The sequence below is a fragment of the Gilliamella sp. Fer4-1 genome (assembly GCF_001690515.1).
Classification (GTDB): Bacteria; Pseudomonadota; Gammaproteobacteria; order Enterobacterales; family Orbaceae; genus Gilliamella; species Gilliamella apicola_C.
The window spans coordinates 1-9,895 of sequence record NZ_LZGZ01000074.1; the positions used below are offsets into that span (position 1 = coordinate 1).

11 protein-coding genes and 1 pseudogene are annotated in these 9,895 nt (G+C 38.7%); 1 reads left to right on the forward strand and 11 read right to left on the reverse strand.

Going from position 1 to position 9,895, the window contains the following annotated elements; genetic code table 11:
* Positions 1 to 191 precede the first annotated feature (191 nt).
* The 9 genes from A9G30_RS02685 to A9G30_RS13545 form a co-directional block, all read right to left on the reverse strand.
* Complete coding sequence (locus A9G30_RS02685) at positions 192 to 446, reverse strand: hypothetical protein (RefSeq protein ID WP_065587961.1); 255 nt, start codon at positions 444 to 446, stop codon at positions 192 to 194.
* Positions 443 to 838 (reverse strand): hypothetical protein, encoded by a 396-nt coding sequence (locus A9G30_RS02690; RefSeq protein ID WP_065587962.1) that lies wholly within the window; start codon positions 836 to 838, stop codon positions 443 to 445. The genes A9G30_RS02685 and A9G30_RS02690 overlap by 4 nt, the downstream gene beginning before the upstream one ends.
* Positions 839 to 1,064: 226 nt before the next feature.
* On the reverse strand, positions 1,065 to 1,247 hold the full coding sequence (locus A9G30_RS12300) for a hemagglutinin repeat-containing protein (protein WP_081295583.1): 183 nt from the start codon (positions 1,245 to 1,247) through the stop codon (positions 1,065 to 1,067).
* A gap of 126 nt (positions 1,248 to 1,373) precedes the next feature.
* Positions 1,374 to 1,718 carry a hypothetical protein gene (locus tag A9G30_RS02695; RefSeq protein ID WP_065587963.1) on the reverse strand — a complete coding sequence of 115 codons (345 nt, stop codon included), beginning with the start codon at positions 1,716 to 1,718 and terminating at the stop codon, positions 1,374 to 1,376.
* Between the two features lie 3 nt (positions 1,719 to 1,721).
* The gene (locus A9G30_RS02700; RefSeq protein ID WP_065587964.1) at positions 1,722 to 2,438 is read right to left on the reverse strand and encodes a PilZ domain-containing protein; all 717 of its coding nucleotides are present in this window, start codon (positions 2,436 to 2,438) and stop codon (positions 1,722 to 1,724) included.
* 77 nt (positions 2,439 to 2,515) lie between these two features.
* A complete protein-coding gene (locus tag A9G30_RS02705; RefSeq protein WP_065587965.1) occupies positions 2,516 to 3,166 on the reverse strand; it encodes a VENN motif pre-toxin domain-containing protein in 651 nt (216 codons plus the stop codon).
* Positions 3,159 to 3,455 (reverse strand): hypothetical protein, encoded by a 297-nt coding sequence (locus tag A9G30_RS02710; protein ID WP_065587966.1) that lies wholly within the window; start codon positions 3,453 to 3,455, stop codon positions 3,159 to 3,161. Before A9G30_RS02710 ends, A9G30_RS02705 begins: the two co-directional genes overlap by 8 nt.
* Before the next feature lie 63 nt (positions 3,456 to 3,518).
* The gene (locus A9G30_RS02715; RefSeq protein WP_176700668.1) at positions 3,519 to 3,824 is read right to left on the reverse strand and encodes a contact-dependent growth inhibition system immunity protein; all 306 of its coding nucleotides are present in this window, start codon (positions 3,822 to 3,824) and stop codon (positions 3,519 to 3,521) included.
* Positions 3,821 to 4,069, reverse strand: a complete 249-nt coding sequence (locus tag A9G30_RS13545; protein ID WP_176700673.1) for an RNase A-like domain-containing protein — start codon at positions 4,067 to 4,069, stop codon at positions 3,821 to 3,823. Before A9G30_RS13545 ends, A9G30_RS02715 begins: the two co-directional genes overlap by 4 nt.
* Before the next feature lie 64 nt (positions 4,070 to 4,133).
* Between A9G30_RS13545 and A9G30_RS02725 the strand changes: the two are divergent.
* Positions 4,134 to 5,214 (forward strand): annotated as a pseudogene (locus A9G30_RS02725) (IS3 family transposase).
* A 382-nt stretch (positions 5,215 to 5,596) separates the two neighbouring features.
* Here A9G30_RS02725 and A9G30_RS02730 read toward each other — a convergent pair.
* Together A9G30_RS02730 and A9G30_RS02735 are read right to left on the reverse strand one after the other, a co-directional pair.
* The gene (locus A9G30_RS02730; RefSeq protein ID WP_065587967.1) at positions 5,597 to 5,980 is read right to left on the reverse strand and encodes a DUF596 domain-containing protein; all 384 of its coding nucleotides are present in this window, start codon (positions 5,978 to 5,980) and stop codon (positions 5,597 to 5,599) included.
* Between the two features lie 8 nt (positions 5,981 to 5,988).
* Positions 5,989 to 9,895, reverse strand: a 3,907-nt coding sequence (locus A9G30_RS02735) for a hemagglutinin repeat-containing protein (protein ID WP_176700827.1), incomplete at its 5' end; no start/stop codon positions are given.

Here is a 9,895-nt window from a genome sequence, read left to right on the forward strand (position 1 = left end):
TTTCAGCATTAAATCCCCTTTTACTTTCATCATAAAGAAATTTCCACTTTTTTGCTGTACTATTTACAGGTTAGCACCACAAGCTAATCCTGCGTTACCTTATAGTTCGGCTAGCTATAGCGTGCGCCCACTAAGCCACCCGTGATATCACCCGTTTAGTAAAAAAATCCCAGCATTTAAGCTGGGATATGTTATTTACCAAAAATCTTAACGCCATAACACCGGCATTTTGCATACCAAAATACAACTCCTATAGGAAACCCAAAATATGCTGCTTTACAAGCCAGATATATATCATCAATGCCATATTTAAAATCTATACCATACATAATAAACAGAATTATTGACCCAACCAATTCCATTATAATAGCAATAAAAAAAAACATGAGCGGAATTACAATTTCACAAAATAACAATGCTAAATATTTTCTATTTTTTCCCATCATTGTTTTTTTCCATTATCGTTTTTCTCAAATTGTTTTTTAATATAATTCCCTGTCGCATTACCAAATACTGAGTCAGTAGTACTACCTACTATTGCTGGAACAGAACTTTCAGTATAATGCCCAGTTATTCCCCAAAAACCTTTATTTGCCTCATGAATATATTTATTTGCAGCTGGGTTAAAAATTGGTTGAAACCACTTTTCTACAAGTTTTCCTGTTCCATAACCTATAGCTGATGAACTTGCGCTTATTGCTACTCCTATAAAAGGGTTTTCACCATTTAACTCGCTTGATAATACACCACCTGCTGCATTCCAACCTATTGTTCCCCAAAGTCCAGAGCCAAGACCTCCAGTAATAGTGCCCGTTGCTGTTGAGATGCCCGCATTCACCCAGCTAATACTACCATCTTCGTTAAAATAGTATTGACCACCAATGCTAACTGCACCACTTACCCCACCACCAACTATTGCAGCATAATGTTAACCGCCATTTCAACGCCTTGACGGGTGTCACTACCCATCGCTGACATCCCTTCGTTCATCGCATTGTTGTAGGTCTTTTCATAGATTTTCTGTTCCTGCTCGCCGGTTAAAACGAGGCCTTGCTCTTCCGCTTTTAGTTGTTACCCACATCCATGTTGACCGTGTTGCCTTTTAATTGGCCGCCTATGATGTTAGTGTCGTTGCCGGTTTTGATGGTGAGCTTGTTTTTGGCATCAACCACGCTTTCTGTCCAAGCACTACCGTCCGCATTTTCTCGCTCTCGGCTAAAGTTGGCATTGCCTTTAAATAGGAAGATAGTTACAACTTCGTTTTGTAAAAATAATTCAGGAGTCTATACCGTTTTATTTACTTGAGATTTGGTGACAGAATTAACTGTCACCCTTAACAATCAAATGTACCACATATATAGGAGGAATATATTTTAAGGTCGATATAACGGAGAACGTTGCATCGCAGGTTTAATTTCATTAAACCAAGCTTTATAAACAAGTTCTTTGGGATAGTGATTATAAAAATCATCTATCTTTTCCAAATCAAACTCTATAGCTTTTACGAACTGTTTATAGCATTGCATATATTGTTCTGGGGTTAACTCGGAAAAATTTAAATCACTATCATAGAGATCATAACTAAAATAAACCTTTTCTGCTATGTTATTTCCCAGTTGCATTATATAGGGACGAACATATTCGCCAATAACAGACATAAACGTTGAGTTATATCCAACGCATCCAACTTCTTTTCCAAAATAAAATATACCCGCCATATATTACCTCATAATATGAATTTTAGATCGTTGATGTTCTGGTAACGTCTTAATGTAATTTCCAAGACGTGTTTGATTATCAGACGTCAGTTTCCTAAAATCTAACGGGACTATATCTGCTTTATCTAAATGTTCATGTAATTTTTCAATATTTCTACCCCAATTATTATTAAAAAACTTATTTATAGCATTGATTTGTTTTTCTGTTCCGTTAGATTTCGTAAACATAAAATCAACAGTTTTACCTTTATTTGGACCACTTGTAAAAATGAAGTCAGCTAAACTATCCTTATTTTTAATACGTTCAACTTTTCCACCTAACAATTTTTCTAATTCAATTGCAGCAGCACCTTCTGCTAACTTTACTTTTCCTGCATGCGGATCTACTGTTAATTTGCTTTCACGATCAATCTGACGTTTTATTGTTTCTAGTTCCTTTTCTGATAACTTCTGTCCTGTAGCTCTAGACTTCCAAGCTAAATCGCTCAAACCTTTTGCGGTAACGCCACCTGTTGAGAGTGAAAATAACAATTCAGCATCTGATGCTGACACACCTAATATCTTAGAAAGGCCTGCGGCTGTTTGCGTATGATAAGTTTCGCCATTATAAATTACCATTAATCCCGTTACGCCATTATCAGCCATTGACCATGTTAGGTATGCACTTGGTAGACATCCCACCACTGAGCTACAAGCTGGTGATAATGCGACTGCTGCCATTCCATCTACGGCAGCAACCCCAACCTGAAGGACACCTCCTGCTCAAGTACTTATACTGTATTCACTATCATAATATGTTATTGTATCTGAAATCTTATTTCCTGTTGTGTATTCAAATAACTCTTCAATTTTTTATAAGATTCTTTGCTTCCTCCTGTAAGATAAGTTGGTAATTCAATTTCAGTTGTTTGACCTTTTAATTGTTCTCTATAGGATTCTAGCTCAGAACTATTACCCAGCTCTTCTAATGCTAAATACACTGCTTTATCTGGGTCATCATCGGCTAATCCAGCTGAGCAATGAATTAATGCACAAGCTGCTGCACGATATAATAAATTTTCCTGTTCGTTTCCTTTAACAAGCTCATCAATACGTTTCTTCTCTGTTGGGGTAAGTAATCGATTATTCTCAACCGCATTTTTCCCCGCAGCAATCCCCGTATTCACATCTTGGATATCTCCACCAGATGCTGCGATGGCAAGGCCTGTAGCTAGTTGGGATAGTGCGCTGATTTTTTGTCGCTCTTCTTGCGATAACTCTGTTATTGCTTTATCCGGATATAAAATGCCCGCTATGACTTCAGCACTACGTTCACTCGCTGCTGCCCCTAAACCTCCCGCTAAGGCTGAGTTGCCTTGTAGTTCAGCAACAGCTACACCCAATATGGTGTGGGCAATTAAGCGGGCGGCTTCATTATCGCCCGCCTGTATTTTGATTTGTTTAGCCAACCATGGGGCGGGCGCCCGCTAAACCGCCGGCGATGTCACCTGTCATCATGCCTGTCACAATGGCAATGGCTGAATCAACCCCTTTATTAAAGTCACTGCCCATTTTGTTTTCATTGCCATTGTTATTCTGTTTATCCATGGCATCTTTTAGGTCTTTAATCTGGGCGCCTAAGTCTTTTAAGTTGGTGACAATTTCTTGTCGGGTTTGTTCTTTTTCTTTATCAAATTTCGCTTGCTCTCGGGGTTGGTTGGCTTTGTAAATATCACTCGCCGTGCCAGTAACCGCCACAGTTAACCTTGATTTTTGCGCTCATACTCTTCTTGATACGTCGTTTTCGCGTCTAAATTGGTATCATGAATTTTTTAATTTTAAAAGCATATTTAACAACCAATTTCGACAAGATGACCATTCATTTGGATAAAAATAATTACAATCAATGTCATCTAATATAATCTTTTGTAGTTCTTTCTCGCTATAAGAAGATTCTAACAATGATCGAATTTCTTTAATAATCTCATTTTGTTCATTAATTGTTTCTGTTTTCCTGTAAGCATCTAAAGCTTTATCAGCACTTCCAAAGATCTCTTCAAAATCTTGATTTAAATAACATCTCAAATAATAAGATAATGCAGGATATTTTTCTGTTGCTATTATCATGGTGTAGGATACCCCGTAACAATTCTATAACCATTAGGCATTGAAGAATCTCTAGCTATAATTATTCTAGCATTTGACACTTTACTTACATTTGTTTGTCCTTTCGAGACACTAATTCCTATTGGTGATGATGATTTATATTCAATTTCTAAATAACCTTTTTGGTTTCCAGCTAGATAAGCATCTATTTTAGATTGATTTGCTTCAATCGCTTTACTTGTAACTGATTCTGCTATTGTAACTATCCCCTAAAATAGTACAGCAAAAAAGTAGAAAATTCTCTATGATAAAAGTAAAGAGGATTTAATGATGAAAAAAATGACTGAACATCAAATCGTAGCTATTTTAAAAGAAGCTCAAGCGGGTATTCCTGTTAAAGAGCTGTGCCGTAAATAGGACATGGGTAATTCAACTTTCTATAAATGGAGGGAAAAATAGGGCGGTATGGAAACGTCGGATATTAAACGCTTAAAGGAGCTGGAGGCTGAAAACCGCAAGCTTAAGCAGATGTTTGCCGAACTGAGCTTAAAATCCCAGCTTCAGGAAGAAATCATAAAAAAGCTTTAGTGCCAACTGGGGCACGTAAAACGTGAGCACAGCAACTACAAAAAAATCATTCGGTTACTATTGCTATGAGTTGTGCCATTGTTGGCTTAAGCCGTTGTGCTTACTATTATCAAGCTAAGTTACAGGATGATTCGTGATTATTTCGGTGTTGAATGCTATCACAGACCGGCATTTACGTTGGGGCTTTCCTAAGTGTTTTAATCGAATCAGAAAACTGGGATATCGTTGGAATCATAAACGGGTATATCGGGTGTATTGTGAATTAAAGCTTAATCTCAGGGTAAAGCGTAAAAAACGCATTCCTCCACGATGCCCAGAAAGGTTATTAGTCCCCAATAAACAAGGTGAATGTTGGTCAATGGATTTTATGAGTGACAGTAGCCGTAATCAACGTCGCTTTAGAACATTCAATGTCATCGATGACTTTAATCGTGAGGCGTTAGGGATTGATATTGTAGTAAGCTTATCAGCAGGAAGGATTACCCGTTACTTAGATAAACTGGACGAATATCATGGGTATCCATTAAAAATACGGGTCGATAATGGACCAGAATTTACAGGAAAAACCTTTACCAACTGGGCTAAATTACATGGTATAACCATTGATTATATCCAGCCCGGTAGCCCTTATCAAAATGGCTATATTGAACGATTTAATCGTACCTATCGTACTGAAGTACTCGATTTATATCTTTTTAACAACTTAGCTCAAGCAAGGAGAATAACTAAAGAATGGTTAACGGTTTATAACACCGAAAGACCGCATGAGGCATTAAATAACATGACACCGATTGAGTATAAAACACTAAAACAAGCAGCATGATTTTCTACGTGAGTTGTGTACTAAGTTTGGGGTATTTACACCTTTTAGGTCGATGATGTTGTAAAAGAGTTCATGTTATTCTTAGCTATCATTCTTAAAATAAAAAATAAAATAAAATCAATACCTTTTCTGACCAATTTTTGTGAGTAAAACGGTAGATTGGCGTGTTATTTTGTATTTTGAATAGGCAAAAACAAGTGCACTATGTGTAAAAATCAATTTAAAACTATTATTCTTCAGTTATTATTAGAGGACTTGGTGACAGTGTTAACTGCCACCAAATAAATAAAAGTTTTATAAGGTATGTCAGGTTAACAAATTAACTATCACCCTTAACTATTTAATGCCCAAAATTTACAAGAAGCTTAAACAACTCAGCAAACTAAGTCCACTCTAACGAACCATCTTCATTAACCCACACCGCTTCTGCTGGACAAGACTCATCAAAAAACCAATAATCATCCATCAGTTTTTGTTTATCAAACATGTCGTCTTCTGTTTTTGGAAAAGCATCATAAAACAGTTTGACTTGTTCATCGATTGAGCCTCCTAATAACTGACCATTTTTTGCTAATTTAAGTCGACCTTCTTTTAATAATCTTTTCACAAAATAAAAAAAGAGTTCTTTTCTCTCTTGAAATGGAAATTTTTCTTCATTAGATTTTAGAGAAGGGAACATATCAGGGGCAATACAATTCCATAATCCACTAAAAGTTCTTAGTTCTGACCAATCAATAATATTTTTATAATCATTTTCATTTATCATATTTTTTCCTACCTAAATTTAATTTCTGCTCCAGTTCTCAACCCTCTATATAAATTTGTTAAAGTTGGGCTATTTCTTATATCAATAGTCCAACGAGCACCTGTATTAGAGCTCGATACATTTCTTAATGTAATATTTGTACCATCTTGTAATCGTGCTGTATAAATACCATCTCTAACTTTGGTTAATGGCTGTCCAGCTAGTTCCTCCGCATAATTATATATTTGTTTATCGGTCAAATTTTGGCTTTCGTAAATTCGAGTGGAGTAACGATTTCCATTAGCACCTTGCCGAATAGTTTGCCCATCAATTTTTAAATCTGTGGTAGGGTTATTTTTATCGTAGATATCTTTTAATTCGTCAAATCGCTCTTGTTGTTTTTGTTTTTGATATTTTTGGCTATTTTCATTTTGTCGCTTATCATTATCTCCGTCATCATCAGGCGGTAATCCTGGGGCTCCTCCAGCGACAACACTTCCAGAGCCAGCAATATTATTACTGTCTGAAGAGCCATCAACGCCGTTGTTTTGTGAAGTACTTGAATTACTTTCTTGCCCATGAATTAGCGGTATTCTGTCTGCAAAATCAGCGATAAGAAAATCATTTTTATTTTTATTTAGAAAATCTATTTGTTCTTCAGTCAAACTAGCTATAGCAAATGAATCACCACTTCTAATCGCATTAATAGCATTAGTTTTATCATTCTCACTAAGGCTATTAACCACAGATATACCTAATAATGCAGCTAAACCTGTTCCAGCAACATAGTTTGCGCAAACCGAAATTCTTACGCAAATCATCCCTCCAGCTCTAACTACAACTGCTGCGAAGTTATTCTCAACTGCATTCTTACTCGCAGCAATCCCCGTATTCACATCTTGGATATCTCCACCAGATGCTGCGATGGCAAGGCCTGTAGCTAGTTGGGATAGTGCGCTGATTTTTTGTCGCTCTTCTTGCGATAACTCTGTTACTGCTTTATCCGGATATAAAATGCCCGCTATGACTTCAGCACTACGTTCACTCGCTGCTGCCCCTAAACCTCCCGCTAAGGCTGAGTTGCCTTGTAGCTCAGCAACTACTGCGCCCAGTATAGCATGGCTAATTGTGTTGGCGACGGTGTTTCCTTCTGTCTGTTGTTTGATTATGGTGGCTATCTTCGGTGCTAATGCCCCCGCAACAGCCCCTGTCATGTCGCCCGTGATTAGCCCATTAATAATGTTAACCGCCATTTCAACGCCTTGACGGGTGTCACTGCCCATCGCTGACATCCCTTCGTTCATCGCATCGTTGTAGGCCTTTTCATAGATTTTCTGTTCCTGCTCGTCGGTTAAAACGAGGCCTTGCTCTTTCGCTTTTTTTTGCTCTTCTTTTAGCTTTTTGTTCGCTGCAGATTCTGCGCTTATGCGGTCGATATGATTGAGCATGGTTAAGGTTTCACCGCCAATCTCACTCACTAAGTGTGTTTGGTCTATGATGTCTTGCTCTTTTTCTTTGTTAAAGATGTGTTTCAGTTCGTTATTCGCCTGCTCAGTATCTCGGCTTAAATCATCAATATCCTGTTGTTGTCCGTCCTTGTTGCGAATTATAATCGTGCCTTCTGATACCGCAGATTGCGTCGTCGAGTTTGCCTTCTCTGACTTATTACGACTGGTTGGCATCGATGGCATGCCACTGGAACTAATGCCAGCACTGCTGCTACTGACTTTGTAGTCCGCTTTGTTTTCGATATCACTAAAGCTTATTGTGCCGGTATCAAGGCGGTTTTTACTGGTATCTTTCGCTTCTGAGGAGATGACCGCCCCTTTTAGGTCGGTGTTGTTGCCTACCTTAATGTCAAAGCCACCTTTACCGGCAAAAATACCCGATTGGTCAGTAACACTTTGCCAGTTGCTGTCCATTTTAGTTTTACTCGCTGATGCATTGGCACTACCACCTCCGCCCATTGAGATACTACCCCCTGCCGAGGCAGAAGTACTTTTAGAATGAAACTCATCGCTGTCTTGTTTTGATTCGATATTCAGGTCATGACCAATATCGGCAACCACGCTATCACCTTTAACTTGTCCTGCAATAATGTTAGCATCGTTCCCCGTTATGATTGTGAGCTTATTACCCGCTTCAACCACGCTTTCTGTCCAGTCGGTACCATTGCCTTTTTCTCGAGATTTACTATGGCTCGCATTGGCTGAGATATTAAAGCCATTTTTTTGTCCACCAAAGTTATAACCCACACCCACCGAGCCACTGCTGCTCTTTTCTTTCGTGTCAGTTTTGCTCGTGTTTTCTTGACCTACGATGTTAACATCATGGTTGGCTTTGAGCATCGCATCATGTCCTGCTGACACCTGACTGCCGATGATATTAATATCGCCGCTCTCTTTTTGTCCATTGCCCGTGGCTATAATACTGACATTATGACCCGCTGATATACCACTACTCACTACCGTATGTTGCTCTTGGTTTACCGTGCGCTTGGTTTTTTCACTACCCAAGCTAAGGTTAATTCCAATCGACGCCTCAGGTACCCCATTTTGTAAATTCGCACCTGTCTCTAACGCCGCATTACCCGCTTGTAGCCCCGCTTTGATATTCATTAACGCTTTGGTTTTTTCGTTAGTCTGTTTTTTGGCTTGCTCTCGGGTTTGATTAGCGTTGTACATATCACTGACCGTACCCGTTACCGCCACAGTAAGCCCTGATTTTTGGTGTTTATACTCTTCTTTATACGTCGTTTTGGCATCTAGTGCTTCAATGTTGACGTTTTCACCTTGCAGTTTGATATCACGCTGCGCAATGACTTCGCTGCCTTTGATGTTCACGTCTTTACCCGCTCGGATATTAACACTGCCATCTGTGCTACCCACCACACTGCCCAAAAAGGCTTGTTCGGTATTTGTCTGTTTTAAGGACTCTTTTTCTTTACCAACGGTAAACCCAATACCCCCACTGCTCATTAGTCCCGATTTTTTAGTTTTGGTTTCTTGTTTTCGGTAATATGACTCTTCTGCCGCATCAATGGTCACTTCCTTGCCGGCATTCAGCACCACATCATTGCTACCAATCACTTGGCTGCCCGTGACTTTGAGATTATTACCCGCACTGATACTCACGCTATCACCATACAGCTCACTGCCTTTTTGCGTGGTGTTATCTATTTCTGTGTGCGTTGTAGTGGTTGTTTTATTTAAAAACCCTTTACTTTTACTTTTGTGAAATTCATCTAATTCAAAATGTTCAGCCGATGAGCCTAATATAATGTCATTATCGGCCTGTAACCCAAGATGGTTGCCCGCAGTAATATCAACCGTTTTGGCGTTAATGTCATTACCAGCAATAAGCATAACATTATTAGCGGCACTTATGCCCGTGCCAACCACACTTTTTTCATCCGTTTTTCGGTAGTCTTTTTTGACCCTAAAATCTAATTTCTCTTCAATATCTGCGGTATTAAATTTAATATCGTTGCCGGCTTGTAACCAAGTATTACCGCTTTCACCATTATTAATAATCCATCCCGCTTTAGTATTGATATCATGACCCGCATCAATCACAACATTGCCATCATTTACCTGAATAATACTTGTTTGGTCTATATTGGTAGTTAAATTTCGCCCCCGAGTCTGTGTGCGTGTACTTGATAATAGGTTGATATCATTATCTGCCGACAAATAAACTAGTTTATCCCCCACTAATTTGCCGTAATTGGTGATGTCGTTTTCCGCATTGATAGATACTCTACCACCATAAATAGTGCCTTTATTGGTGACATTATGCCCATCTAATAGTATGTCATTTTTGGCTTTAATTAAGCCATTACTATTAAGTTCATCCCCTTTAACAAACACGTTCTCGCCTGAGATTAATGCCCCATCAGTTCCCAACTGAGGACGGTTAACTACGTAAACTTGTGGC